The organism is Paraburkholderia diazotrophica, assembly GCF_900108945.1.
Classification (GTDB): domain Bacteria; phylum Pseudomonadota; class Gammaproteobacteria; order Burkholderiales; family Burkholderiaceae; genus Paraburkholderia; species Paraburkholderia diazotrophica.
Genome location: NZ_FNYE01000012.1, coordinates 62,000 through 86,849, shown reverse-complemented (window position 1 = coordinate 86,849; position 24,850 = coordinate 62,000). Strand labels below are relative to the sequence as shown.

General features: G+C 62.5%; 27 protein-coding genes. 2 read left to right on the top strand and 25 right to left on the bottom strand.

All coding sequences use genetic code 11. From position 1 onward, the window contains the following. Positions 1 to 31 precede the first annotated feature (31 nt). The 21 genes from acpS to BMW76_RS17065 form a co-directional block, all read right to left on the bottom strand. Positions 32 to 439: a holo-ACP synthase gene (gene acpS / locus BMW76_RS17165; protein WP_090867091.1), complete on the bottom strand. Its 408-nt coding sequence runs from the start codon at positions 437 to 439 to the stop codon at positions 32 to 34. Positions 440 to 473: 34 nt separating this feature from the next. Continuing rightward, positions 474 to 1,238: a pyridoxine 5'-phosphate synthase gene (pdxJ, locus tag BMW76_RS17160; RefSeq protein WP_090867089.1), complete on the bottom strand. Its 765-nt coding sequence runs from the start codon at positions 1,236 to 1,238 to the stop codon at positions 474 to 476. Then, complete coding sequence (recO, locus tag BMW76_RS17155) at positions 1,235 to 2,287, bottom strand: DNA repair protein RecO (protein ID WP_090867087.1); 1,053 nt, start codon at positions 2,285 to 2,287, stop codon at positions 1,235 to 1,237. Before recO ends, pdxJ begins: the two co-directional genes overlap by 4 nt. After that, positions 2,274 to 3,173: a GTPase Era gene (gene era / locus BMW76_RS17150; RefSeq protein WP_090867085.1), complete on the bottom strand. Its 900-nt coding sequence runs from the start codon at positions 3,171 to 3,173 to the stop codon at positions 2,274 to 2,276. The genes recO and era overlap by 14 nt, the downstream gene beginning before the upstream one ends. Before the next feature lie 61 nt (positions 3,174 to 3,234). Beyond that, complete coding sequence (gene rnc / locus BMW76_RS17145) at positions 3,235 to 4,602, bottom strand: ribonuclease III (RefSeq protein WP_090867083.1); 1,368 nt, start codon at positions 4,600 to 4,602, stop codon at positions 3,235 to 3,237. A gap of 175 nt (positions 4,603 to 4,777) precedes the next feature. Beyond that, complete coding sequence (gene lepB, locus BMW76_RS17140; RefSeq protein WP_090867081.1) at positions 4,778 to 5,671, bottom strand: signal peptidase I; 894 nt, start codon at positions 5,669 to 5,671, stop codon at positions 4,778 to 4,780. Between the two features lie 19 nt (positions 5,672 to 5,690). Beyond that, positions 5,691 to 7,484, bottom strand: a complete 1,794-nt coding sequence (gene lepA / locus BMW76_RS17135) for a translation elongation factor 4 (protein ID WP_090867079.1) — start codon at positions 7,482 to 7,484, stop codon at positions 5,691 to 5,693. A gap of 187 nt (positions 7,485 to 7,671) precedes the next feature. Next, a complete protein-coding gene (locus BMW76_RS17130) occupies positions 7,672 to 7,929 on the bottom strand; it encodes a glutaredoxin family protein (RefSeq protein WP_281248527.1) in 258 nt (85 codons plus the stop codon). Positions 7,930 to 7,934: 5 nt separating this feature from the next. Further along, on the bottom strand, positions 7,935 to 9,443 hold the full coding sequence (locus BMW76_RS17125) for a DegQ family serine endoprotease (RefSeq protein ID WP_090867077.1): 1,509 nt from the start codon (positions 9,441 to 9,443) through the stop codon (positions 7,935 to 7,937). A gap of 19 nt (positions 9,444 to 9,462) precedes the next feature. Further along, positions 9,463 to 10,503, bottom strand: coding sequence for a MucB/RseB C-terminal domain-containing protein (locus tag BMW76_RS17120; protein WP_090867075.1), 1,041 nt, complete (start codon positions 10,501 to 10,503; stop codon positions 9,463 to 9,465). A 4-nt stretch (positions 10,504 to 10,507) separates the two neighbouring features. Then, positions 10,508 to 11,152 carry a sigma-E factor negative regulatory protein gene (locus BMW76_RS17115; RefSeq protein WP_090867074.1) on the bottom strand — a complete coding sequence of 215 codons (645 nt, stop codon included), beginning with the start codon at positions 11,150 to 11,152 and terminating at the stop codon, positions 10,508 to 10,510. Between the two features lie 99 nt (positions 11,153 to 11,251). Then, entirely contained in the window at positions 11,252 to 11,851 is a 600-nt protein-coding gene (gene rpoE / locus BMW76_RS17110) for an RNA polymerase sigma factor RpoE (protein ID WP_012400242.1), read from the bottom strand. 131 nt (positions 11,852 to 11,982) lie between these two features. After that, positions 11,983 to 12,387, bottom strand: coding sequence for a protein YgfX (locus BMW76_RS17105; protein ID WP_407668972.1), 405 nt, complete (start codon positions 12,385 to 12,387; stop codon positions 11,983 to 11,985). 100 nt (positions 12,388 to 12,487) lie between these two features. Further along, a complete protein-coding gene (gene fabF / locus BMW76_RS17100; protein ID WP_090867071.1) occupies positions 12,488 to 13,726 on the bottom strand; it encodes a beta-ketoacyl-ACP synthase II in 1,239 nt (412 codons plus the stop codon). Positions 13,727 to 14,077: 351 nt separating this feature from the next. Beyond that, positions 14,078 to 14,317 (bottom strand): acyl carrier protein, encoded by a 240-nt coding sequence (acpP, locus tag BMW76_RS17095; protein ID WP_004197638.1) that lies wholly within the window; start codon positions 14,315 to 14,317, stop codon positions 14,078 to 14,080. A 147-nt stretch (positions 14,318 to 14,464) separates the two neighbouring features. Then, complete coding sequence (fabG, locus tag BMW76_RS17090) at positions 14,465 to 15,214, bottom strand: 3-oxoacyl-ACP reductase FabG (RefSeq protein ID WP_090867069.1); 750 nt, start codon at positions 15,212 to 15,214, stop codon at positions 14,465 to 14,467. Between the two features lie 67 nt (positions 15,215 to 15,281). Further along, positions 15,282 to 16,214 carry an ACP S-malonyltransferase gene (fabD, locus tag BMW76_RS17085; RefSeq protein ID WP_090867067.1) on the bottom strand — a complete coding sequence of 311 codons (933 nt, stop codon included), beginning with the start codon at positions 16,212 to 16,214 and terminating at the stop codon, positions 15,282 to 15,284. A 94-nt stretch (positions 16,215 to 16,308) separates the two neighbouring features. Then, the gene (locus BMW76_RS17080) at positions 16,309 to 17,298 is read right to left on the bottom strand and encodes a beta-ketoacyl-ACP synthase III (RefSeq protein WP_087733549.1); all 990 of its coding nucleotides are present in this window, start codon (positions 17,296 to 17,298) and stop codon (positions 16,309 to 16,311) included. Continuing rightward, the gene (gene plsX, locus BMW76_RS17075) at positions 17,298 to 18,428 is read right to left on the bottom strand and encodes a phosphate acyltransferase PlsX (protein WP_090867065.1); all 1,131 of its coding nucleotides are present in this window, start codon (positions 18,426 to 18,428) and stop codon (positions 17,298 to 17,300) included. Before plsX ends, BMW76_RS17080 begins: the two co-directional genes overlap by 1 nt. A gap of 161 nt (positions 18,429 to 18,589) precedes the next feature. Beyond that, positions 18,590 to 18,769, bottom strand: coding sequence for a 50S ribosomal protein L32 (rpmF, locus tag BMW76_RS17070; protein WP_007741736.1), 180 nt, complete (start codon positions 18,767 to 18,769; stop codon positions 18,590 to 18,592). Between the two features lie 114 nt (positions 18,770 to 18,883). Beyond that, complete coding sequence (locus BMW76_RS17065; RefSeq protein ID WP_090867063.1) at positions 18,884 to 19,546, bottom strand: DUF177 domain-containing protein; 663 nt, start codon at positions 19,544 to 19,546, stop codon at positions 18,884 to 18,886. Between the two features lie 235 nt (positions 19,547 to 19,781). Between BMW76_RS17065 and BMW76_RS17060 the strand changes: the two genes are divergently transcribed. After that, positions 19,782 to 20,399, top strand: a complete 618-nt coding sequence (locus BMW76_RS17060) for a Maf-like protein (protein WP_090867061.1) — start codon at positions 19,782 to 19,784, stop codon at positions 20,397 to 20,399. Then, on the top strand, positions 20,396 to 21,115 hold the full coding sequence (locus tag BMW76_RS17055; RefSeq protein ID WP_090867059.1) for an SAM-dependent methyltransferase: 720 nt from the start codon (positions 20,396 to 20,398) through the stop codon (positions 21,113 to 21,115). Before BMW76_RS17060 ends, BMW76_RS17055 begins: the two co-directional genes overlap by 4 nt. A 48-nt stretch (positions 21,116 to 21,163) precedes the next feature. Here the strand turns inward: BMW76_RS17055 and BMW76_RS17050 are convergent, their stop codons facing one another. Genes BMW76_RS17050 through BMW76_RS17035 form a run of 4 tightly spaced genes read right to left on the bottom strand, consistent with a single transcriptional unit; the run spans position 21,164 to position 24,336 of the window. Beyond that, positions 21,164 to 22,177: a S49 family peptidase gene (locus tag BMW76_RS17050; protein ID WP_090867057.1), complete on the bottom strand. Its 1,014-nt coding sequence runs from the start codon at positions 22,175 to 22,177 to the stop codon at positions 21,164 to 21,166. Positions 22,178 to 22,221: 44 nt separating this feature from the next. Beyond that, positions 22,222 to 22,614 carry a Rieske (2Fe-2S) protein gene (locus BMW76_RS17045; RefSeq protein WP_090867055.1) on the bottom strand — a complete coding sequence of 131 codons (393 nt, stop codon included), beginning with the start codon at positions 22,612 to 22,614 and terminating at the stop codon, positions 22,222 to 22,224. Further along, positions 22,611 to 23,270 (bottom strand): HAD-IA family hydrolase, encoded by a 660-nt coding sequence (locus BMW76_RS17040; RefSeq protein ID WP_090867053.1) that lies wholly within the window; start codon positions 23,268 to 23,270, stop codon positions 22,611 to 22,613. Before BMW76_RS17040 ends, BMW76_RS17045 begins: the two co-directional genes overlap by 4 nt. Further along, complete coding sequence (locus tag BMW76_RS17035; RefSeq protein ID WP_090867051.1) at positions 23,251 to 24,336, bottom strand: RluA family pseudouridine synthase; 1,086 nt, start codon at positions 24,334 to 24,336, stop codon at positions 23,251 to 23,253. Before BMW76_RS17035 ends, BMW76_RS17040 begins: the two co-directional genes overlap by 20 nt. Positions 24,337 to 24,850: the final 514 nt, after the last annotated feature.

Sequence of the window (24,850 nt, the reverse complement as noted above, 5' to 3'; positions counted from 1 at the left end):
CTGCTTGCGCACTCGCGCCGCGCCGGCGTGATCAGACAGAACGATCGGCCGTTTCGGCAATCACGAACGACACCGCGTAATCGCGCTCGTCGGACAGTGTGACTTGCGACGTGATCCCGCGTTCCGCGAGCCACTCGGCGAGTTCGCCGGACGCCACGCAGACGGGACGCCCGCTCGCTTCGTTGAGCGTCTGCAGCGCGCGCCAGGTCATCGGCCAGCGCATGCCGAGTCCGATCGCCTTCGAGAACGCTTCCTTGACGGAAAATCGCGTCGCGAGAAACGCAAGCCCGCGCGCCTGCGAGCGCGCATTGCGCGCGTGATAGATGCGCAGCTCTTCGGATCCGAGCACTTTCTCGGCGAAGCGGCCGTTGGTGCGCTCCATCACCGCCGCGACGCGGCTCACCTGAACGATGTCGGTGCCGATGCCGTAAATCGCCATATACGTGCTGTCGCTATTGTGTCGTTGCGTGTCGTTATGAGCGCGCCGCGAGACGCGCGGCGACCATGATCGCCTTCATCTCGCGCACGGCGTTGTCCCAGCCCGCGAAGATCGCATGCGCGACGATCGCATGGCCGATATTGAGTTCGACGATCCCGTCGATCGCCGCGATCTGCTGGACGTTCGTGTAGTGCAGGCCGTGGCCCGCATTCACCTTCAGGCCCAGCGACGCGCCGAACTCCACGCCGCGAACGATGCGCTCGTACTCGCGCTGCTGCTCTTTGGGATCGTGTGCGTCCGCGTATGCGCCCGTGTGCAACTCGATGACGGGTGCGCCCGCTTCGTGCGCGGCGCGAATCTGCGTTTCGTCGGCATCGATGAAGAGCGATACGCGCGAGCCGGCATCGGCCAGCTGCTTGCACGCGGCCCGCACCGCTTCGAAATGACCGGCGACGTCAAGCCCGCCTTCCGTCGTCAGCTCCTGACGTTTTTCCGGCACGAGGCACACATCGTGCGGCTGCACTTCGCACGCGATGTCGAGCATCTCCTTCGTGACCGCGCACTCGAGGTTCATGCGGGTCTTCAGTTGAGGCCGCAGCGCGCGTACGTCGTCATCGACGATATGGCGACGGTCCTCGCGCAGATGCAGCGTGATCGCATCGGCGCCCGCCTCTTCCGCCTGTAGCGCGGCGCGCACGGGATCGGGATAAGACGTGCCGCGCGCGTTGCGCAGCGTCGCGACATGATCGATGTTCACGCCCAGGTCGATCACATTCGGGGAAGTCAGAAAGAAGCTCATAGGTTCTGCAGATCGATCAGAATCTGGCGCGTCGCGAGAGGCGTGCCGCCCAGATAGGTGTTGAGCAAAAAGCGCATCAGCGTCTTGCTTTGCGCGACGGTCTGCGCTCGATGGTAGTCGTCCTGTTCCATGTCGAGCAAGGTTTGCCCGCTGATGACAGGCCAGTTCGAAGGAACATCATCCGATACTTCGCGCACGCCGCGCTCCGGATCGAACACATAGCGCCCGTCGGGCACGACGGCCTTGCGCGTCACCGTGCGATTGAGCGACATCGCGTAACCCGTTTCGCGCAACAGCACGCGCTCGAACGAACGCAGCACCTGCACGGGCGGTTCATCGTGCGCGAGGCGCGTCAGCGTGACGACGTAATGATGGAACAGTTGCGGATGCGGATCTTCGCGCGCGAGGAACTTGACGAGCAGCTCGTTCACGTAGAACCCGCACAGGAGCGCGTCGCCTGTGAGCGGCAGCATTCCGCCGACCCACTCGGCTCCCGTCAGCGTGCGCATCTCCGACTTGCCGGACCATGCGAGCGACAGCGGCTGGAACGTCTGCAACACGCCGCGCAGTGCGGAGTGCGGACGCTTCGCGCCCTTCGCGACAAGCGCGATACGCCCGTGATCGCGCGACAGCACGTCGATGATCAGGCTCGTCTCGCGATATGGATAGCTGTGCAGCACGAACGCCGGCTGCTCGGCGATGCGGAATTCGGATGCCGGCGCGCGCGGCACGCGCGAAGGTGGCCGGCGTGCCGTCGTCTTGCGCGGAGGTGGTTCGGACGCGCCGTAGTCGTCGGCGCCTTCTTCGATGTCGTTGTCGCTCTGCCGGTGCGAAGTGGCGCTACGAGTGCTGGCGCGACCGCGTTTTGCCGCGCGCACGGGTTTCGCGCGCCCGGACCGTGCGGACGACCCAGACGTCTCAGATTCGCCGCTGTGTGCGCGCGCGACGTCGTCGTGATCGGCGTCCGGATCGGCGTCCGGGTTGGCGTCCTTCGGCAGCGTCATCCACGTGTCAGATTGGGTGCTCGTCGCGCCGTCATTCGTAACCATAGGCGCGGAGTCCGGCTTCGTTGTCGGCCCAGCCACTCTTCACCTTGATGAACGTTTCCAGATACACGGGGCCATCGAACAGCTTCTCCATATCGATGCGAGCTTCCGTGCTGATCTGCTTCAGCTTCGCGCCCTTCTGACCGATGATCATCGCCTTGTGCGAATCGCGCTCGACGAGGATCGTCGCGAAGATGCGGCGCAGGCGCCCTTCCGTCTCGAACTTGTCGATCAGCACGGTGCTCGTGTACGGCAACTCGTCGCCCGTCCAGCGGAACACTTTTTCGCGCAGGATTTCGGCGGCAAGAAAGCGCTCGCTGCGATCCGTCAGGTCGTCTTCGCCGTAGATCGGCTCACCTTCCGGCAAGTACGGCTTGACGGTCGACAACAGGCGTTTGATGTCGTCGGGATTCTTCGCCGACAGCGGCACGATTTCCTTGAACTCGCGCAGCGCGCTCATCTGCTGCATGAACGGGAACAGCGAATCCTTGTCGCCCACGCGATCGAGCTTGTTCGCGATGAGAAGCGTCGGCGCGGAGGCGGGAATCAGGTCGAGCACCTTCTGATCGTCGGGGCCGAAGCGGCCGGCCTCGATCACGAACAGCACGGCATCGACGGACGTCAGCGTCGACGTCACCGCGCGATTCAGCGACCGGTTCAGTGCACCGCTGTGGCGCGTCTGGAAGCCGGGCGTATCGACAAAGATGTACTGCGCGTCGTCGTGCGTGTTGATGCCCGTGATGCGATGGCGGGTCGTCTGCGCCTTGCGCGACGTGATGCTGACCTTCTGGCCGACGAGTGCGTTCATCAGCGTCGACTTGCCGACGTTCGGGCGGCCAACGATCGCGACCATGCCGCAGCGAAAACCAGTGGGGGTGGAAGCGTTCATATTCGGACTACGGCAGGTTCTCGTGGACGCGCGGTGAGTGCGCGTTCACGTCGGATTGCGTTCAATGACCGGCATCGGCCACGCGCGTTTGCACCGCGCCGGCGACGCCGGGTTCGAGATCGCTCGCGCCCGCCGCGTCGGGCGCGGCCTCGCGAGCACGTGAAGCGGACTTGTCGGCTGGCTTGTCTGCGGATTTTTCGGCGGGTTTTTCAGCCGGCCTTTCGACAGGCCGCGCCTGGGCTTCGGGCTTGTCGGACGGCTGGCGTTCGGCAAGGCGCACGACAGTTTCCGGTTTGTCGGTGGACTTATCTGATCTTTCGGGCTTTTCGCCCTCGGTTTTTTCGCTCTCGGCTTTTCCGACCTTTTCCTGGGCCGCCCGATCCTGCGTTCCCTTTTCCTGCGCGGACTTGTCCGGGTTCGATTTTTCGGAAGCGGGCTTTTCGGCCGTCTTGTCGGTTGCCCGCGCCGTGCGCTCGATCTTATCGGCGCGCTCCGTCTTGTCGGCCGCTTCCTGACTATATTCGACGTGAGCCGCGCGAATCACGGCCAGCGGCGCGGCCGCGGCGGCCTGGCCCGCGGACGGCACATCCAGCGACACCGGCTTCGCGTCGCCGCGCGCGGCACGCTCGGCCTTGCGATGATCGGGCGCGCGCAGATCGAGCGCCGTCTGCACGCCCGTCACGCCCGGTACGATTTCCGCCTCGGCTTTTGCCGCTCGCGCACCTTTCGAGCGCTTCGGCTTGGCAACCACGGCCGGCGCCGCCGCCATCACCTCGTCGAGCGCCTTCTTCGCCGCCGCCTGTTCGGCGGCACGACGGCTTGCGCCGGAACCGGACACTTTCACATCCAGCTTGGGCACCGTGCATTCGACTTCGAACTGCTGATTGTGCGCTGCACCGTGCGTCGCGACGACCGTATACGTGGGCAGCGGGATCTTGTGGCCCTGCAGATATTCCTGGAGCAAGGTCTTTGCGTCCTTGCCGAGCGTGCGCGGATCGATGTGATCGAGAATCGGCACGTAAAGACGTTTGATGACCGTCTGCGCGGCCTCGAAGCCGCCGTCCAGAAAGATCGCGCCGAGGATCGCCTCGAGTGTGTCGGCCAATATGGACGGGCGCCGGAAGCCGCCGCTGCGCAATTCGCCTTCGCCTAGCCGCAAGCCCTCGGAAATATTCAGGGCCTGAGCGATCTCGTAAAGCGACTGCTGCTTGACCAGATTCGCCCGGACGCGGGACAGATCGCCCTCATCCAGCTTGCCGAACCGTTGGAACAATAGCGCGGCCACCGCGCAGTTCAGAACGGAATCGCCGAGAAATTCCAGCCGCTCGTTATGCGTGGCACTGTGACTGCGGTGAGTTAAAGCCTGGCGCAGCAATTCCGCATTGCGAAATTCGTAGCGCAAACGGCTTTCCAACGGAGATAGGGGCATGTGCAGAGTATAACGCGGGCGCCACACGGGGCGAAAACGCGGCCCCGGCGCCGAAAAAGCGTGTTGTAGCGACGTTACCGCGCGTTGTTAAAGTAGCGTGATAACACGTCGCGATCAGTGCGCGACGTGTTGCGCGGCTTAAATGCGCATCCGCATGGGGACGCGCGAAGCGCAATCAATGGAAGCTGCCAATACGCTTCAGATTGCTGAAGTTCATCCAGATGAAGAACGCGCGACCAACGATGTTCTTGTCCGGGGCGAAGCCCCAATAGCGGCTGTCGGCGCTGTTGTCGCGGTTGTCGCCCATCATGAAGTAGTTGCCCGGCGGTACCTTGCATACGACGCCCTGCGCGTCGTACTTGCAGTTGTCGCGATACGGATAGTCTTCGGCGCCGACGATGAACGGCGGCACAGCAGGATTGTTGAGAATCGCGTTCTTGCGGCCGTCGATGTCTTCTTCGAACTGCTTCGCATAGCCGATGCGCTCTTCGTCGAAGTAATCGGGCAGCGGCGTTTCCGGAACGGGCTTGCCGTTGATCGTGAGCTTCTTGTCCTGATACGCGACGACATCGCCCGGCAGACCGATCACGCGCTTGATGTAGTCGACGGATTCGTCCTTCGGATAGCGGAACACGACGATATCGCCACGCTGCAGCGGTCGGCCCCCCGTGATCTTCGTATTCACGATGGGCAGCCGAATGCCGTAGTCGTACTTGTTCACGAGAATGAAGTCGCCGACCAGCAGCGTCGGCACCATCGAGCCCGACGGAATCTTGAACGGCTCGACGACGAACGAGCGCACGACGAACACAACCAGAATCACTGGGAAAAAGCTCGCCGTGTATTCGAGCCACCACGGCTGGCGGAGCTTTTCCTCACGCAGGCGCGCGCGCGTGGCGGGCGCATTCTCATCGGCGAAACGTTCGCCGATGCGCGCCTGCTGACGGTCGAACTCGGCGACGGCGGTTTCCGCTGCGCGGCGACGTTGAGGGAGAAAAACCAGTTTGTCTGCGACCCATGCCACGCCCGTAATGATCACGAGCACAAAAAGAATCAGCGCAAAATTCATAGGGTTCCAGTTCTTAGTCTTATTTGTCTTCGACGCGCAGAATTGCCAGGAAGGCCTCTTGCGGAATCTCGACGGAGCCAACCTGCTTCATCCGCTTCTTACCTTCCTTCTGTTTCTCCAACAGCTTCTTCTTACGCGTAATGTCGCCGCCATAACACTTGGCAAGAACGTTCTTACGCAGCGCCTTGATGTTTTCACGCGCGATGATATGTGCGCCGATCGCAGCCTGAATCGCGACGTCGTACATCTGACGCGGAATGATCTCGCGCATCTTCGCCGCCACTTCGCGGCCACGGTACTGGCTCTGCGAACGGTGGACGATCACCGACAGCGCATCCACCTTGTCGCCGTTGATCAGCATGTCGACTTTAACGACGTCCGACGCGCGATACTCCTTGAACTCGTAGTCCATCGACGCATAACCGCGCGACACCGACTTCAGACGATCGAAGAAGTCCAGCACGATTTCGCCCATCGGGATTTCGTACGTCAGCTGAACCTGGCGGCCGTGGTACTGCATATTGATCTGCAAGCCACGCTTTTGCGTACACAGCGTAATCACCGAGCCGACGTAGTCTTGCGGCATGTACAGGTTCACGGTGACGATCGGCTCGCGCACCTCTTCGATCTTCGAAGGGTCGGGCATCTTTGCCGGATTTTCGACCATCATGATCGTGCCGTCGCGCTGCACGACTTCGTACACCACGGTCGGCGCGGTGGTGATCAGGTCCATGTCGAACTCGCGTTCGAGACGTTCCTGGACGATCTCCATATGCAGCAGACCGAGGAAGCCGCAGCGGAAGCCGAAGCCGAGTGCCTGAGACACTTCCGGCTCGTACATCAGCGATGCGTCATTGAGCTTCAGCTTTTCCAGCGACTCGCGCAGCGCGTCGTACTGATTCGCTTCGACGGGATAGAGACCGGCGAACACCTGAGGCTTCACTTCCTTGAAGCCAGGCAGCGGCTCGGGCGCAGCGTTCTTGACGGTCGTGACGGTATCGCCGACCTTCGCCGCCGTCAGTTCCTTGATGCCCGCGATGATGAAGCCCACCTGCCCCGCCGACAGCGACTCGAGATTCTTCGACTTCGGTGTGAACACGCCGACGTGCTCGACGGGATATTCGGCGCCCGTCGCCATCAGGCGAATGCGGTCCTTCGGACGCAGCGTGCCGTTGACGATACGCACGAGCATCACGACGCCGACATAGTTGTCGAACCACGAATCGATGATGAGCGCCTGCAGCGGTTCGTCTGCGTTGCCCTTCGGCGGCGGCACCTTGGCGATCAGCGCTTCCAGCACGTCCTCGACGCCCATGCCCGTCTTTGCGCTGCAAGGCGTGGCGTCGGTGGCGTCGATGCCAATCACGTCCTCGATTTCGGCGATCGCGTTTTCCGGATTTGCAGCGGGCAAATCGATCTTGTTGAGCACGGGCACCACTTCGACGCCCAGTTCGATTGCCGTATAGCAGTTCGCGACTGTCTGCGCCTCGACGCCCTGGCTCGCGTCGACGACCAGCAGCGCGCCTTCGCACGCGGACAGCGAACGGCTGACTTCGTACGAGAAGTCGACGTGCCCCGGCGTGTCGATCATGTTGAGGTTGTATAGCTTGCCGTCGCGCGCGCGGTACGTCAGCGCGGCCGTCTGTGCCTTGATGGTGATGCCGCGCTCGCGCTCGAGATCCATCGAGTCGAGAACCTGAGCTTCCATTTCGCGGTCCGACAGACCGCCGCAAATCTGGATGATGCGATCGGCGAGCGTCGACTTGCCATGGTCGATGTGCGCAATGATCGAAAAGTTACGAATATGATCCATTCAGTGCCGATCAAGCGAAAAAGGCGCGCTCGGACGATTGCGGAGCACGCCTTGTAAGTAGGTGAAAAACTTGTCTATTTTAGCCGAAAAGGGTGTCGACGGGCGCGGCTTGCGGTCGGTGGGAGTCATTCGTACGCTCTGGCTGACTACCGCGGCCTCATTTGCTGGCCGCTCGCGGCGACCCCATTCAGCACGCCGGCGTAGCGCGATGACCCGCTAGCGCCGCGCGCACCCGCGCTTCGTCGAGATGGTAGTGACACAACTCGACGCCCTCATGAACCAGCACGGGCACCCATTCGTTGTAGCGCGCTTCGAGCGACGGATCGGCGTCGACGTCGATCACTTCGACATGCGCGCCAAACTCGGCCAGCAGCGGCTCGAGCGCGGCGCGCATATCGTCGCAGAGGTGACACCACGCGCGTGCGTAAAGCGTCAGCGATGCCACGTCGATTACTTCGCGGCGCGCGGGCGGATCGGCACGAACTGCGTGTTGTCGCCGCGGCGAACCAGCAGCGCGACCATCTTCGACGAATCGAGATGCGCGGTGACTTCCTCGAACTGCTTCGCGCTCGTGATGTCCGTGTCGCCGATGCGCAGGATGAGATCGCCCCGCTGCAATCCGACGCGCGCTGCCGGACCGTCGACGGCGTCCACCTGCACGCCGTTGCGCAGCTTGAGCGACTTCAACTGCTCGGCGGGAATGTCGCTGACGGCAACGCCCAGCGCATTCGATGCGCGCGGCTTCGGCGTGGGCGGCTTCTTCTGCTCGGCCTTCGCGGTCTTGTCCGGCTGCATTTCGGCGACCGTCACGGGCACTTCGCGCGTCTGGCCCTTGCGCCAAACCGTGATCGTCGTCTTCGTGCCCGGCTTCGTATCGCCGACCATGCGCGGCAAATCAGTCGCCGTGTCGACGTTATGGCCGTTGAACTTCAGGATGATGTCGCCCGGCTGCACGCCGGCCTTGTCTGCGGGACCGCCCGGCTCGACGCTGCTGACGAGCGCGCCCTGCGCTTTCGGCAGGCCGAGCGAATCGGCCACGTCCTTCGTCACTTCGCCGATCGCAACGGCAATACGTCCGCGCACGACCTTGCCCGAGGTTTTAAGCTGATCGGCCACGCGCATCGCTTCGTCGATCGGAATCGCGAACGAAATGCCCATGAAGCCGCCCGTGCGGCTGTAAATCTGCGAGTTGATGCCGATCACTTCGCCCTGCATGTTGATCAGCGGACCGCCCGAATTGCCTGGGTTCACGGCCACATCCGTCTGGATGAACGGCAGATAGTCACCCGTGTCGCGGCCCTTCGCGCTGACGATACCCGCCGTCACCGTATTCTCGAGGCCGAACGGCGAGCCGATCGCGACAACCCATTCGCCGACGCGCACCTTGTTCGAATCGCCGATCGGCACCGTCGGCAGATTCGCCGCGTTGATCTTCACGACGGCCACGTCCGTGCGGTCGTCGACGCCGATCAGCTTCGCCTTGAATTCGCGCTTGTCGGTGAGCGTGACGTAGATCGTGTCGGCGTCGTCGATCACGTGAGCATTCGTCATCACGTAGCCATCCTGCGACAGGATGAAACCCGAGCCAACGCCGCTGTTCTGCTCGGTGTCGCCGCCGCCATCCGGCGACTGGTCCTGATCGTTGTTCCCACCGCGCGGCGGATTCGGCGAATTAGGCGAGCCCGGCGATTGCGGCGAATTGGGCATCGGAATGCCGAAGAAACGCCGGAAAAACTCCGACATGTCGCCGTCGTCCATGCCGGGCGGAAGTCCGCGCGCCGAACTGGAGACCTTTGCCGTCGTGCGAATGTTGACGACGGCCGGCCCGACCTTGTCGACGAGATCGGTGAAATCGGGCAGATTGGCAGCAGGCGCCGCCGACGCCGTGTGCGGCATGAACGGCAGGCAAGCCACCAGCACTGCGGCCGCGAAGAATTTGCGCACCGAAAGAGTCGTCATGTCGTAGCGAACCGAAGGATTACCGGGAAGGCTTGTATTCTATGGCAGCCGCAAATTGCTGCAACGTGGCCTGAGGCACTTCCCCAAGCAATGTGATCCAGAAATCGCCGCGCCGCTTGACCAGGACGTGCGTTGCGCCGCTGTTTCCCGCCCCTTCCTTGCGCGTGCTCTTCTCGACCGGCTCGACGAAGATCGACAGCGCCGCGAGGCCATCCGAGAACACCATCTGATCGACGGGAATAGGCGGATTGGACGGATCGGCCGCCGCCATCGGCCGGCGCAGTTCGCGAATCTTGTGGAAGCCCGCGACGGGCGGCGCGACCTGCCAGCCTTGCGCTTCCATATCGACGGGCTCGACGGGCGGCCGCACGACGGTCCAGCCGGCCGTGTTCTTGATGCCGCTCGCGATGGGCCCCTTATCGGCGGGAACGCCGATGCGAATCTGCGAGAACGACATCTGTTCGAGCACCTGGCCACTCGGATCGAGCGTCTGCGCGCGCAGCAGCAAGCCTGTTTTCGTGTCGGCCCACAGTTTGTAGGCAAATCGATTGGCATCCTTCGGATCGAGCTCGATCACCTGGCTGTCGATACCGGCGACGCGGTCGGTACCCAGCATCTTCGGGTCATAGACGGTCAGCACCTGATCGCCGCTTGCCGACAGGAGCGCCGGGAACGAATCCTTGTTCTGCCGTTTTTCGACAACGCACAGATGCCGCTCCGGCACAAATGTGTACAGCTCGTCGTTATGACGCAGCATCTTGCGAGGCTTGCCGTCGAGGCTTTCGAGCGATTCGAACTCGCCGTCGTTGTGCGTCGTGTAGTGCGAAATGCGCGACGACTGAACGAAATTGCCGCGCTGATAAACGAATGCGCCCTCGTAGTTCTGCTGCTGGGCGGCCTGATGGATCCGGTTCAGCAGTTCCGCCGCGCTGTGCCGGGCGGCGGAATCGTCCGTTTGCGCAAAGGTGCGCGACGTTGCGGACAACATCACGGCTGCGCAGAACAGGAATGCCGGCAGCCGCCCCCAGATAGTCGTTTTTTTCAACCGCAGACTCTGCATCAGACTATTGGCCCTGCGTCGTCAGGGAGGCGGCGCGAAGCAACGGCATCGAGCCCGACACGACAGGCTGCAGACCGAACTGCTGATGCGCTTCCAGATATTGATCGAGGTTCGCGTCGCGGATGATGTTGCCGTCCTGGACGTTTGCCTGCGCGGTCGTCGCGGCCGGCATCGACGCCATCGCCACGCGCTGCATCGAGTCCGAATGCGACGCGACCGATGCGACCTGTGTGGCACCGGAGCCTGCCGTGTTCATGCCCTGCAGTTGCGGCATCACGATCCACGTGAGCGTGGCGGCAGCCGCGGCGACGGCAAAAGCCGGAATCACGCGCCGGCGCAACGACAACAGGCGGCGCGCGACCGGGATCGAAGCAGGCGCCAGTACGTGGGCCTCGCTCTCGAAGCGGGCTGCGAAACCGCTCATGAATGCACTGCTCGCGGCCGGGCTGACAGCCAGATCGTCGGAACGCAGCGCGTCGCCGATCAGGTGATAGCACGACCATGTCGCACGACCTTCATGGCCCAGTGCGGCAAGAATTGTGTTCGGATGCTCGCTGTCGACCAGTTCCCCGTCGACGAAAGCAGACAGACGCTCGCGATGCGAGCTTGCTTGCGCATTTGTTTGCATTGGCATCGAAACCGACCCCATGATGCTCCCCATCTTTACAGACACCCCGTAGTGACACCACTTAACCCAGATACTGCGCCGCCGTCCGCGAGGCCGGCTAGCCGCTGTGTACCACAGACGTTACCAGCGCTTGCCCTCGGGTGTGTCAAGCAGCGGACGCAATTTTGCCGCAATGGCTTCGCGAGCGCGGAAAATTCTCGATCTGACGGTGCCGATCGGGCACCCCATCATTTCAGCGATTTCCTCGTAGCTCAGACCTTCAATTTCACGAAGAGTTATGGCGGTGCGCAGCTCTTCCGGTAAAACCGCCATCGCAGCATTGACCGTCTCTGCGATCTGTTTGCTCATCAACATCGACTCGGGCGTGTTGATATCCCTTAGTTGGTCAGCATCGGAGAAAGTTTCAGCTTCTTCAGCGTCCGCTTCCGTCGAAGTGGGCGCGCGTCGGCCCTGGGTCGCAAGGTAATTCTTAGCCGTGTTGACGGCAATCCGGTACAACCACGTATAGAACGCGGACTCGCCGCGGAATTGGGGCAGCGCCCGGTATGCCTTGATGAAGGCATCCTGGGCCACGTCCTCGACCTCGGCGGGATCCCGCACGAGGCGCGAGATCAGCCGGATGATCTTGCGGTGGTACTTCGAGACCAGAAGCTCGAACGCGGCCTTGTCGCCATTCTGAACGCGTTCAACTAGCACCTGATCTATTTCTTTTTCGCTCACCTGATAAATCCGTTAACTTTTGCGCGTGTGGCGGGGCACTATTGTAGCTTCCCCTTCAAGATGGCAAGTTACACGCGTAACAGCGGTTACAGTCTTTACAGTCAAGGCGCGGGGCCGCGCTGACGGGCCATTCAAACGTGGGCACTGCGCCGCGCGAGCACGGCAAGCTCACGAAAAAGGTCACGCTCGAGCATGTCGGCTGCGATCAGAAGCCTATGTGATCGGCCACCCTCGTCTCCCAGCGACAGCATCAGAAGACAGTCGCTCCATTGGCTGCATCCAGCGATACGACCCTGCGCGCGCAATATTCCCATCCGGCTCCAGACCGACATTCCATCCGGCCCGATTTTAAATGCGCGCGGCTCGTTGCGCGCATGACGGACAGCTGCGAGCGCGAGAATGGCGAAAACAGCCGCACCCATCGGCGCGGCCCGGATAATGCCCAAACGGGGCGCGACAGTCGCCCAGACGGCGGCAACGACGACGACGATGAACAGCGCCATCGCTAGATACAACGCGGCGGACCGCCGCAGCACAACGCGCTGCGAGAGTCCGCCGTTCAGGGCGGGACGGGGAACGTCCGCCGCGGGAGCATTGGCCGGACGAGCCGGCGACGACCCTGCTTCCGTCAAACGCTCAGGCTCGCTTGAAAACCAGCGTGCCGTTCGTGCCGCCGAACCCGAACGAGTTCTTCAGCGCGACGTCGATCTTCATCTCACGCGCCGTGTTCGCGCAGTAGTCGAGATCGCATTCCGGGTCCTGGTTGAAGATGTTGATGGTCGGCGGCGACACCTGATGATGCACGGCCAGCACCGTGAACACCGACTCCAGACCGCCAGCGCCACCGAGCAGGTGACCCGTCATCGACTTGGTCGAGTTCACGACGATGTTCTTCGCGTGATCGCCGAATGCGCGCTTGATGCCCGTGGTTTCCGCGAGGTCGCCCAGTGGCGTCGACGTGCCGTGCGCGTTCAGATAGTTCACCGAATCGGGGTTCACGCCGGCGTTCTTCATCGCCGCGATCATGCAGCGCCGCGCGCCGTCGCCGTCTTCGAGCGGCGCGGTCATGTGGTACGCGTCGCCGCTCATGCCGTAACCGCTGACTTCCGCGTAGATCTTCGCGCCACGCGCCTTCGCGTGCTCGTATTCCTCGAGCACCATGACGCCCGCACCCTCGCCGAGCACGAAGCCGTCGCGGTCCTTGTCCCACGGACGGCTCGCCGTCGCCGGATCGTCGTTACGCTGCGACAGCGCACGCGCGGCCGCGAAGCCGCCGATGCCGAGCGGCGAAACCGTCGATTCCGCGCCGCCCGCGATCATCACGTCGGCGTCGCCGTATTCGATCAGGCGAGATGCCTCGCCGATGCAGTGCAGACCCGTCGTGCAGGCTGTCACCATCGCCAGGTTCGGGCCCTTCAGGCCGTACTTGATCGACAGATGGCCCGAGATCATGTTGATGATCGACGCGGGCACGAAGAACGGCGAAATGCGGCGCGGGCCGCGGTTCAGCAGTTCCGTCTGCGTAACTTCGATCATCGGCAGACCGCCAATGCCCGAGCCGACCACCACGCCGACGCGCTCCGAGTTGGCTTCGGTGATCTCGAGGCCGCTATCCTGCATCGCCTGGATGCCGGCTGCCACGCCGTAATGGATGAACGTATCCATATGGCGCGCTTCCTTGCCGGGAATGTAGTCCTCGACATTGAAGCCCTTCACTTCGCCGGCGAAGCGGGTGGAGAAGTTCGACGCATCGAACTTCGTGATGTTGGCGATGCCGGACTTGCCTGCGACCAGATTGGCCCAGCCGTCGGCAACATTATTGCCAACAGGCGAAATAAGCCCCAGGCCTGTAACAACAACACGACGACGGCTCACGGTAACCCCTTTTCCATAGATGACAAAACAAAAGCCACAGTAGCCACAGGAAAGCGCCCTGTGAGCCCTGTGGCTGTTAACCTGACGAACGCTGACCTGCGCGCTGACGAATACGCTGACCGATACAGTGGCGCGAGCACCAGAAACTGCATCAGTAAGCGCAATGACGAAAGAGCCGACCATCGCTGCATCGGCCAGTGCGCCTTGGACGGCGTCGTCAGGATAGCGCGCATGCGCATGGATGTCGGCGCCTGCCCTGCTTGCGCCGCCCTGCGGCGCGACATGGCGTCCGCAACAGCGGGCGCTGCGACGTTCGCAGCAGCCGAGGCAACCAGGCGGGCGCGAATGACCTTAGGCCTTGACGTTAGCGCGAGCGTAGTCGATCGCCTGCTGAACCGTCGTGATCTTCTCGGCTTCTTCATCCGGAATTTCCATGCCGAATTCGTCTTCGAGAGCCATCACGAGTTCAACCGTGTCGAGCGAGTCAGCGCCGAGGTCGTTCACGAACGATGCTTCGTTCTTGATTTCCGCTTCGGCAACGCCGAGTTGCTCTGCAACGATCTTCTTGACGCGCTGTTCGATATTGTCCATTACCCCTCCAAGGGAAAAAGTTCATAAATACAAGTGCGCGCATTTTATCAGGTTTGCATCTGTAAAAAAGCGACGCACAAGGTTGCTGTAAAGCCGTCCTATTAGCGCTTTGAATTGCATCAAGGCGCGGATAGTAACCGAATTTGATTACGACATATACATGCCGCCGTTCACGTGCAACGTCGTGCCGGTGATATAACCGGCTTGCGGCGATGCGAGGAACGTTACGGCGTGTGCGATGTCTTCCGGGCTGCCGAGACGGCCGAGCGGAATCTGCGCCTTCAGTGCCGTCTGCTGCTCTTCAGGCAGCGTCTTCGTCATGTCGGTATCGATGAAACCCGGTGCGACGCAGTTCACGGTGATGCCGCGGCTGCCGATTTCACGTGCAAGCGCACGCGTCATGCCCGCGACGCCCGCTTTCGCGGCTGCGTAGTTTGCCTGTCCGGGATTGCCCGCCGAGCCGACCACCGACGTGATGTTGATGATCCGCCCACCACGCGCCTTCATCATCGGGCGCAAGACGGCGCGCGACAGACGGAACACGGACTTGAGATTCGTGTCGATCACGGCGTCCCAGTCTTCGTCCTTCATGCGCATCGCGAGCTGATCTTGCGTGATGCCCGCGTTGTTCACCAGCACGTTGAGCGCGCCGAACTCCTTCACAGTGCCTTCGATCAGCGCTTCCGCCGCAGCAGCATCGTTCACGTTCAGTACAGCGCCGCGGCCGCTCAGGCCTTCGGCCTTGAACGCTTCCGTGATCGCATGCGCGCCGCTTTCGCTCGTTGCCGTGCCGATCACCAACGCGCCCTGACGCGCGAGTTCGACGGCGATTGCGCGGCCGATGCCGCGCGAAGCGCCCGTCACGATCGCGATCTGTTTATCGAGAGTCTTTTCCATCGTTGAATTCCGCAGTGCCCTGCAAACGCAGAGCTATTTGATTCGTTGCCGCCTCGCAAGGAGACGTTCAGGCCGCGACGAGCTTCAGCACTTCGTCGAGCGAGGCCGGATCGACGATCGATGCGCCGGTCAGATTGCCGTCGATACGCTTGGTCAGGCCCGCCAGCACCTTGCCCGGACCGCATTCGATCACATGCGTGACGCCCTGCCTGGCCATCGACTGCACGCATTCGACCCAGCGCACGGCGCCCGCCGCCTGACGAACCAGTGCATCCTTGATGCCAGCCGGCTCGTTGACGACCGCCACATCGACGTTGTTCACGACAGGGATCGACGGCACCTGCACGTCGACGCTCGACAGATACTCGCGGAGCTGATCCGAAGCCGGCTTGAGCAGCGACGAATGAAACGGCGCGGACACTGGCAGCGGCAGCGCGCGCTTCGCGCCCTTTGCCTTCGCGACCTCGCACGCCTTTTCGACGGCGGCCTTGTGGCCCGCGATCACAACCTGCGCGGGCGCGTTGAAATTGACCGCTTCGACGACGCCCGCCGTCGACGCTTCCTTGCACACTTCGCGCACCGTGTCGTCGTCGAGGCCGAGAATCGCGGCCATGCCGCCCTGACCGACGGGTACCGCGTTCTGCATCGCCTGCGCGCGGAAGCGCACGAGCGGCACAGCGTCGCGGAATTTCAGCGCGCCGGCTGCGACGAGCGCCGTGTATTCGCCAAGGCTGTGGCCCGCGACGATGGCGGGCGCCGGACCGCCAGCCGTCTGCCACGCGCGAAAGATCGCGTAGGCAGCCGTCAGCATCACAGGTTGGGTGTTGGTCGTCAGGTTCAGGTCTTCAGCCGGGCCTTCGGCGATCAGCTTGCCGAGGTCCTGGTTGAGCGCGTCGGAAGCTTCCTGGAGGGTTTCGCGCACGATCGCGTGATCGGCGAACGCATTGAGCATGCCGACCGACTGCGAGCCCTGCCCCGGAAAAACGAACGCAAATTTCATATCGTCCCCAATTCGATGAATTCAGTTGCGCGTGGCGCGCACAAGCCCGCGCTGCCGCTCCCGGCGGCGCGCAGGCACGGTCGCCCGGTAGTCGTCAGAAGCGGATGACCGACGCGCCCCACGTAAAGCCGCCGCCCACGCCTTCGATCAGCACGTTGTGGCCGCGCTGGATGCGTCCGTCGCGAACCGCAACGTCGAGCGCGAGCGGAATCGACGCGGCCGACGTGTTGCCATGTTCGTGCACGGTGACGATCATCCGCTCCTGTGGCAGGCCCAGCTTGCGGCACGTGCTCTGCATGATGCGGATATTGGCCTGGTGCGGAATCAGCCAGTCGATCTGCTCGGGCTTGAGATCGGCCTTCTGCAGCGCTTCGATCGCGACCTTTTCGAGCACGTTGACGGCGAGCTTGAACACCGCCTGGCCGTCCATGTGCAGGAACGCGCTGCCTTGCACGATGCCGCCGTGCACGTTGCCCGGCGTGCAGAGAATGTCCGAGTGACTGCCATCCGCATGCAGCGCGCTTGCCAGCACGCCCGGCTCGTCCGACGCCTGCAGCACGACGGCACCTGCGCCATCGCCGAACAGCACGCACGTGGTGCGGTCGTTGAAATCGAGGATGCGCGAGAACGTTTCAGCACCGACCACCAGCGCAGTACGATGTTGCCCGCTTCGAATGAAGCTGTCAGCCGTCGCAACGGCATAGGCAAAACCTGAGCACACGGCCTGCACATCGAACGCGGCGCCGTTGTTCTTGATGCCCAGCTTGTTCTGCAGCAGACAGGCTGTGCTCGGGAACACGAAGTCCGGCGTCGAAGTGGCGACGATGATGAGATCGATCGATTGCGGATCGACGTCGGCGGCTTCGATCGCGCGTTGCGATGCGATCAGCGAGAGCTCGCTCGTCGTGACATCGGGATCGGCAAAGTGGCGCGCATGGATGCCCGTGCGGGCCACGATCCATTCGTCGCTCGTCTCGATGCCCTGCTTCGCGAGACGATCAGCCAGATCCTGATTGGAAACGCGGTTGGGCGGCAGATAGCTGCCCGTGCCCAGCACGCGGGAGTAGATAGTGGATTGAGCCATTATGCCTTCGAGGATAGTGCGCTGTAGGGCTCGGCCGGCTGGCCAGAAATCGGACCCGCGATCGGGCTCGCAACCTGCCTCGCGGAACCCGCGCTGCCTGCTTCGCGCGTCGCCTGTTCGAGTGAACCCGCGTTCTCCTCCATCGCGCGGGCAAGACGTTCCAGAACGCCATTTTTGACGGCATCATACCCGCGTTTGATTGCCCACTCAAACGCGTAGGCATCGGCCGAACCGTGGCTCTTGATCACGAGCCCGCGCAGGCCGAGGAGCGCCGCGCCGTTGTACTGCCGATGATCGACGCGCTTCTTGAAGCGCAGCAGCACCGGCAACGCGAGCAATGCCATCACCTTGGTCATCCATGAACGGCCGAATTCTTCCTTGATGATGTCGGAGAGCATCTGCGCAAGACCTTCCGACGTCTTCAGCGCAACGTTACCGACGAAGCCATCGCAGACGATTACGTCGACGGTGCCTTTGTAGATATCGTTGCCTTCCACGTTGCCGCGGAAATTCAGCGTGCTGGTGCGCAGAAGCTCGCCTGCGCGCTTGATGGTGTCGTTGCCCTTAATGACCTCTTCGCCAATATTCAGGAGCCCGATGCTCGGGCGCTCCTTGCCTTCGACAGCCGATACCAGCGCATGTCCCATCTCGGCGAACTGCAGCAGATGCTGCGGCTCGCAATCGACGTTCGCGCCGAGGTCGAGCATGGTGGTATAGCCGGTGGGATTGGGCAGCGCAAACGCGATCGCCGGACGTTCGATGCCCGGGAGCGTTTTAAGAACATAACGGGAAACGGCCATTAGCGCGCCGGTGTTGCCGGCGGAGATACAGGCCTGCGCCTCGTCTTCCTTGACGCGATTAAGTGCAACACGCATCGACGAGTCTTTCTTCTTACGAAGCGCGACTTCAACCGGATCGTCCATTGCGACGATTTCGGATGCGGGTACGACCGTGAGTGCCGGATCGTCCGCCGCCTTCAGCTTTTTCAGCTGTGCTCGAATCGCGCTTTCGATGCCGACGAGCATCAGATGCGCATCGGGATGCGAGCGAACGAAATTGACGGCAGCGGGAACAGTCACGGACGGCCCGTGGTCGCCTCCCATGCAATCTATCGTGAGCTTTACAGTCATGGAATGCGACGAATTTCAGGCACAAAAAAGCGGCAGTTGAATGCCGCCTTTTCGATGAACCGGGAAAATGTCAAGCGAGCCGATCGCCACGCGAAACGCCAACGCGTTGAACCCCGGATGGGATATCCCAACTGAGCCCAACTGAGCGCAATGCCGGGCGATTAGTCGTTCTTCGTCTTGACGACTTTCTTGCCGCGGTAGTAGCCGTTCGGGCTGACGTGGTGACGCAGATGCACTTCACCCGTGCTCGGCTCGACAGCCAGCGGCGCTGCGTTGAGGAAATCGTGCGAGCGATGCATACCGCGCTTCGACGGCGACTTCTTGTTTTGTTGAACTGCCATGATAACTCCTGAAAATTTTCCGAATTCTAACACAGCCCGATACGGCAACCGCCATAGGCCGCGTGGCTGAAACCATCGCGTCCGGCGCGCCCTATCGCGCTCCCATGCAACTGTTCAGTGCTTCTTGCCGCCGGACCCGCCCGATTTCAGGCCTTCGAGCACCGCGAAAGGATTTGGCCGCTTGGGCTCTTCACCCTCGCCGGCTTCGCCCTTGGCGGCATCTTCGCCTTCCACCTTCGCGGCATCTTCGCCTTCCTGCCCGCTAGCGCCCGAACTGAGGCTCTCGTGCACTTCAGGGCAGACGTCATGCTTCGGCACGAGCGGCAACGAAAGCAGCAATTCCTCTTCGATCAAGTCGACAAGATCGAACTGGCGTGACCCAACGATCACATCGACTTCATCCTCGTCCAGAGGAAACTCTTCAGCTTCCTCTTCGGTCTTGACGATCCGGTAAGTCGCATCGACGTTGAACGCCTGCTCATACGGAGACAGGCAACGCTGACATTCGAGCCATGCGGGGCCGTGAATCGCGAGCCTCAGATACGGCTGCGGCCCCTCGGTGCCGTCGTCCTGCAACTCCGGCTGCATCGCCCCTTCGGCTTGCCAGGTGAACGCGGTGTCGCGATCTGGCGCTTCCTTCGGGACTTCGTTTAACATGCGCGGCAGTTGCGAGACGCGCACGGTACCCGCGGCCTGACGTCCACTACGGGCAAATTCGAACAGATCGAGTTCGCGCGGGTCGACGAGACCAGCAGGTTTGCCAGGATGTTGAGTCATGTGCGCTCCTGCGTCGGCAAGGGTTTCAGCCGGGTAAATCGCCATGCTTTCTCTTCTGCGGCCACCGACGATTGCGTCCGCGTAGCGCGCCATACGGCAAAGCATACCGATGAAAAGCCTAAAATCATATCCGTTTTGTCTTTTCGAGTCAAACACTTAAGACCGGCCGTGCGAAGGCGTTCGCGCCTGCCTTTTTGCATTCGGTTTCACCTTCAGAACGAGGTTCCATTCCAGCATGTCGGATTTCCCCAAACGCCCGCCCCGCCTGATTCTGGCGTCGAGTTCGCAGTATCGCCGCGACCTGCTCGAGCGCCTGCGCATTCCGTTCGATGTCATCGTGCCCGCCATCGACGAAGCGCCGCAGACAGGCGAATCACCGGAAGCGACGGCGCTGCGTCTCGCGCAAGCCAAGGCGCATGCGGTCGCCAACGGACTCGCCACCGGCGAGCCGGCGCTCGTCATCGGCTCCGACCAGGTCGCGACCTATGACGGGCACCAGATCGGCAAACCCGGCACGCACAAGAAAGCACTGGCGCAACTGCAAGCCATGCGCGGCCGCGAAGTGCTGTTTCATAGCGCGCTTTGCCTGTTCGACAGCCGCTCGGCCGTCGCGCAAACCGCCGACGTGATCACCCGCGTACGCTTTCGCGATCTGCCGGATGCCGCGCTCGACGCCTATTTGCGTGCCGAAACGCCCTACGATTGCGCCGGCAGCGCAAAAGCCGAAGGTCTCGGCATTGCGCTTCTCGAAGCCATCGAGTCCGACGATCCGACCGCGCTGATCGGCCTGCCGCTGATCGCGCTCACGCGGATGCTGCTCGCCGCGGGCTATCCGCTGCTGGAGGCGCAATGAGCGGTGTGCTCTATCTGATTCCCAACACGCTCGGCGAGGGTGACGCCGCTGCGCTCGACGCCGTCCTGCCCGCGCCCGTTCGGGCCCGCGCCGCCGCCCTGCACTATTACATAGGTGAAAACGCGAAAACGACGCGCGCATTCCTGAAAAAAGTCGGGACGGAGCGGCCGATCCAGGAAATCGAGATCCGCGAACTGAATGTGAACACGCCGGCCGGCGAGATCGACAAACTGCTGGCGCCCGTCCTGGCGGGAACAGACGCCGGGCTAGTGTCGGAAGCGGGTTGCCCGGCCGTCGCCGATCCCGGCGCGCTGCTCGTGCGGCGCGCGCACGAGCGCGGCGTCAAGGTCGTGCCGTTCGTGGGACCGAGTTCCATCCTGCTCGCACTGATGGCGTCGGGACTGAACGGCCAGAGTTTTGCGTTTCACGGCTATCTGCCCGTCGACGCCAACGAGCGCGTAAAACGCCTGCGAGACCTGGAGCAGCAGTCGCGCAAAGCCAGGCAGACGCAGATTTTCATCGAAACGCCTTATCGCAATCGCGCGCTGCTCGATGCGCTCATCGCGACGTGCGCGCCGTCGACGCTCATCTGCGTCGCCGTCGATCTGACGCTAGAAAGCGAAACGATCGTGAGCCGGACGGTCGCGGACTGGAAGAAGAAGCCCGCGCCTGATTTGCATAAGCGCCCGGCGATCTTTCTGATTCTGGCGGCCTGATGCGGGGAAAATGACGGCCAGATTCCTGGCCGCCGCATTGCAGGTGCGCTATCGAAGGTTCAACTTTCCGATCGTCGACATCGCGCGCACGGCGCCGCTGCCGACCGCTGCGCCAAACTTGCGCGCCACGCGATCCGTGATACTTTCCTTCACCGTGTAATCCACGACGTCCGGCGCCTTGATGATTTCTCGCGCGACGAAATCGGTGTCGCCGAAGCCGTCCGCGAGACCCAGTTCGACGCTCTTCTCGCCCGTCCAGAAGAGGCCCGAGAAGATATCCGGGCCCTCTTTCAGCCGGTTGCCGCGGCCTTGCTTTACTGCGTCGATGAACTGCGCGTGAATCTGATCGAGCATTGCCTGCGCATGTTCGTCCATCTTCGGCGTATCGGGCGAGAACGGATCGAAAAAGCCCTTGTTCTCGCCGGATGTGCGCATCCTGCGCTGGATACCCAGTTTGTCCATCAGCCCCGTAAAGCCAAAGCCGTCCATCAGCACGCCAATCGAGCCAACGATGCTCGCCTTGTCGACGTAAATCTTGTCGGCGGCGGCCGCAGCGTAGTAACCGCCCGACGCGCACATATCGCCCACGACTACATAAAGCGGAACAGACGGGTATTTGGCGCGCAATCGACGAATATCGCGGTAGATGATGCCTGCTTGTACCGGACTGCCGCCCGGGCTATTGCAACGCAGGATGACGCCGGCAGTGCCGGCGTCATCGAAGGCGCTTTCCAGCGCAGTATCGATATCTTCTGCGTTAGCGTTCGTATCTGCGGAGATCTCGCCGTCGAGTGCGATGAGCGCCGTATGCCGTCCCGTGGTTGCCACCTTCTCGCCGCTGAAATCGAAGATCGCCAACGCGATGATGACCAGCACGCCGAGGAACATAAACCTGAAGAAGATGCGCCAGCGACGGGCCGCGCGCTGCTCCTTGATTGCGGCAAGCGCCACCCGTTCGAGCGCGCCGCGCTCCCAGTTCAGCTCGTCGGCGGCCGCGCCGCGACGGGATTCACGGCCTGGTGCAGCCGGTTCCTGGGGATCGGGAGTGAGATTGTCGGACATGCGTCGCCGCCAGATAGAACGGATTTTGGAAAGAAGCAGAGAAATCAGGCAGATGCAGGAAGCAGATCGCCGTCCGGGAGCCAGAATACCGCGCGGCCTTCGGGCGTGTCGCGTTCGTCGACCCGCACCGGGCGGAGCCTGCCGCCGCGGCAAGGACCGCCGACGCATTTACCCGTATCCGGCGAATAAATCGCGCCATGCGTAGCGCACATCAAGTATAAACCGGACGATTCGAAGAACTGACCCTCGCTCCAGTCCATCTCCATCGGCACGTGCGCGCAGCGGTTCAGATAGCCGTACGCAACGCCGTCATAGCGAATGAAGAAGACGACGGCATCGCCGCCCGCGTACGTCGCATTGCGGCGGATGCCCATGCCGCCGTCGACGAGTTCCTCGGACGCGCAAATGCGCACAGGCTTCAGCACAGCGTCCGTCATGCATGCTCCCGCAGCCAGCCCGACAGCGAAGCGATACTGTCCGCAACGTATTTCGGCTCGAGTGCCGCCAGCGAATCCGCCGGATGCGCGCCGTACGTGACGCCGATGCCGGAAACGCCCGCGTTGATAGCCATCTGCAGATCGTGCGTGGTATCGCCGATCATCACCGTGCGCAGGGGATCCTGCCCCAGTTCGCGCGTCAGCTCGTGCAGCATGGCGGGATGGGGTTTCGAGAACGTCTCGTCGGCGCAGCGCGTGCCGTCGAAAAGGCTCGTGAGCCGCACCTGGTCCAGCGCCCGATTCAGCCCGACGCGGCTCTTGCCCGTCGCGATCGCGAGCAGATAGCCCTGGTCGCGCAGATCGGCCAGCATTTCGCGCACGCCCGCGAACAGCTCCGTCGTCTGATCCTTCACCAGATAGTGGAAACGGTAGCGCTCGGCGAGGCGCGGATAGTCGGACGGATCGAGCGTCGGCGCGGCAATCTGCAGCGCGTCGCGCAAACCGAGGCCAATCACGAAACTCGCGGCTTCGTCGGCGGGCACGGGCAGACCGAGGTCGCGGCATGCGGCCTGGATGCTCCGGGTAATGTGGACGGTCGAATCCATCAACGTGCCGTCCCAATCGAATACGATCAGATCAAATAGCTGCCTGGCCATGCGTTCCCGTCTCGTTTGGTGATTGTCCGCCGTGCGCGCTGTCCTGCGCTTTGCCCTGTTGCGCGCCCATTTCAGCAAGCTGCTCGACGAAGCGCCGGCAGTCCGCGGGCAAAGGCGCCTCGAACTGCAGCGTCTCGCCGGAGGCCGGGTGCGTCAGCTTCAGCCGGTACGCGTGCAGGAACATGCGCTTGAGTCCCGGCTGTGCGTTGGCGCGCGCGAGCGCCTTGTTCAGCGCGAAATCGCCGTATTTTGCATCGCCGACGATCGGCAGCCCCAGATGCGCCAGATGGACGCGAATCTGATGCGTCCGCCCCGTTTTCAGCTCCGCCTCGAGCAATGCATAGCCCGGCCAACGGTCGACGAGGTTGAAAATAGTGTGCGATGGCAAGCCGTCCGGCTGCACGCGCACGCGCCGCTCGCCGTCCGGCAGCAGATACTTGTGCAGCGGCTCCTTCACCGCGCGCCGGCGGCCCCAGTCGCTCGCCCATTCGCCGTGCACACACGCGTAGTAGCGCTTGTCCATCCGGTTTTCGCGGATCTGCTCGTGCAGATTAACGAGCGCCGCGCGTTTTTTCGCCAGCATCAGCACGCCCGACGTCTCGCGATCCAGCCGATGCACCAGCTCCAGAAACTTCGCCTGCGGGCGCGCGGCACGCAACTGCTCGATCACGCCGAACGCAACGCCGCTGCCGCCGTGCACGGCGACGCCGGCCGGCTTGTCGATGACGAGCAGATGTTCGTCCTCATACACGATGTCGAAATGCGCGGACGGCACCGGCGCATTCACGGCCGGCTCGTCGGCTCGCGCGACGCGCACGGGCGGCACGCGCACCAGATCGCCATGGGCGAGCCGGTACTGCGCGTCGACCCGGCCCTTGTTCACGCGCACTTCGCCGCTGCGCAGGATTCGATAAATATGGCTTTTCGGCACGCCTTTACAGACGCGCAACAAGAAGTTGTCGATACGCTGGCCAGCCGCACTGTCGTCGATTTCGATCATCGACACCTGATCGCTTGCGACCGCGCTCGCGACCGATTTCTGGGATGTTTTGCCTAACTCTTTCATTCTGAATATAATTTGGCCAGCAGTCTGCGGCGGCCGACTATATAGGATCGGCGCATTAAACCGAATCGCGGGTGGATTGTGCAGGTGCAAGCTATAAAGCGCTATTTTACTTGTGCCGGGGGCTGGTTGCTCGCCCTGAAAATGAGATGCAACAAGTTGCACGCACGGATCACGACACGGCAGGGACGGCGCCCACAGGCACGTTCGGTCACTGTCGGCTCCGTCGGTAACGGAATTTTGGTCAAAAAGAATTTGACTGGCGAGCTTCGGCAGCGGACGGCTTTGATGTCTCTGATGTCCCTTTGGCGCGAAGCGGCCAGTGGCGAAAATACGGCGTGCGCCCGAGGCGTCCCGCAGAAAGTGCGGGACATGGCGACGTCAAAATGAGGCGAGACACCCCCGAGCGGGCGCAGCACGCGTTGTGAGCGAGCTTCCCCGCTGCGGCAAGACCGCAGCCTTCGAACCTGTTGTCCGGACGCGCGCCCAACTGGCGCGCCGGCGCACGTGGACGAAG

Bases quoted from the DNA above. Each gene is read 5' to 3' on its own strand.
- acpS (WP_090867091.1), bottom strand. From the start codon at position 439: ATGGCGATTTACGGCATCGGCACCGACATCGTTCAGGTGAGCCGCGTC.
- pdxJ (WP_090867089.1), bottom strand. From the start codon at position 1,238: ATGAGCTTCTTTCTGACTTCCCCGAATGTGATCGACCTGGGCGTGAAC.
- recO (WP_090867087.1), bottom strand. From the start codon at position 2,287: ATGGTTACGAATGACGGCGCGACGAGCACCCAATCTGACACGTGGATG.
- era (WP_090867085.1), bottom strand. From the start codon at position 3,173: ATGAACGCTTCCACCCCCACTGGTTTTCGCTGCGGCATGGTCGCGATC.
- rnc (WP_090867083.1), bottom strand. From the start codon at position 4,602: ATGCCCCTATCTCCGTTGGAAAGCCGTTTGCGCTACGAATTTCGCAAT.
- lepB (WP_090867081.1), bottom strand. From the start codon at position 5,671: ATGAATTTTGCGCTGATTCTTTTTGTGCTCGTGATCATTACGGGCGTG.
- lepA (WP_090867079.1), bottom strand. From the start codon at position 7,484: ATGGATCATATTCGTAACTTTTCGATCATTGCGCACATCGACCATGGC.
- BMW76_RS17125 (WP_090867077.1), bottom strand. From the start codon at position 9,443: ATGACGACTCTTTCGGTGCGCAAATTCTTCGCGGCCGCAGTGCTGGTG.
- BMW76_RS17120 (WP_090867075.1), bottom strand. From the start codon at position 10,503: ATGCAGAGTCTGCGGTTGAAAAAAACGACTATCTGGGGGCGGCTGCCG.
- BMW76_RS17115 (WP_090867074.1), bottom strand. From the start codon at position 11,152: ATGGGGTCGGTTTCGATGCCAATGCAAACAAATGCGCAAGCAAGCTCG.
- acpP (WP_004197638.1), bottom strand. From the start codon at position 14,317: ATGGACAATATCGAACAGCGCGTCAAGAAGATCGTTGCAGAGCAACTC.
- fabG (WP_090867069.1), bottom strand. From the start codon at position 15,214: ATGGAAAAGACTCTCGATAAACAGATCGCGATCGTGACGGGCGCTTCG.
- fabD (WP_090867067.1), bottom strand. From the start codon at position 16,214: ATGAAATTTGCGTTCGTTTTTCCGGGGCAGGGCTCGCAGTCGGTCGGC.
- BMW76_RS17080 (WP_087733549.1), bottom strand. From the start codon at position 17,298: ATGGCTCAATCCACTATCTACTCCCGCGTGCTGGGCACGGGCAGCTAT.
- plsX (WP_090867065.1), bottom strand. From the start codon at position 18,428: ATGACTGTAAAGCTCACGATAGATTGCATGGGAGGCGACCACGGGCCG.
- rpmF (WP_007741736.1), bottom strand. From the start codon at position 18,769: ATGGCAGTTCAACAAAACAAGAAGTCGCCGTCGAAGCGCGGTATGCAT.
- BMW76_RS17065 (WP_090867063.1), bottom strand. From the start codon at position 19,546: ATGACTCAACATCCTGGCAAACCTGCTGGTCTCGTCGACCCGCGCGAA.
- BMW76_RS17060 (WP_090867061.1), top strand. From the start codon at position 19,782: ATGTCGGATTTCCCCAAACGCCCGCCCCGCCTGATTCTGGCGTCGAGT.
- BMW76_RS17055 (WP_090867059.1), top strand. From the start codon at position 20,396: ATGAGCGGTGTGCTCTATCTGATTCCCAACACGCTCGGCGAGGGTGAC.
- BMW76_RS17050 (WP_090867057.1), bottom strand. From the start codon at position 22,177: ATGTCCGACAATCTCACTCCCGATCCCCAGGAACCGGCTGCACCAGGC.
- BMW76_RS17045 (WP_090867055.1), bottom strand. From the start codon at position 22,614: ATGACGGACGCTGTGCTGAAGCCTGTGCGCATTTGCGCGTCCGAGGAA.
- BMW76_RS17040 (WP_090867053.1), bottom strand. From the start codon at position 23,270: ATGGCCAGGCAGCTATTTGATCTGATCGTATTCGATTGGGACGGCACG.
- BMW76_RS17035 (WP_090867051.1), bottom strand. From the start codon at position 24,336: ATGAAAGAGTTAGGCAAAACATCCCAGAAATCGGTCGCGAGCGCGGTC.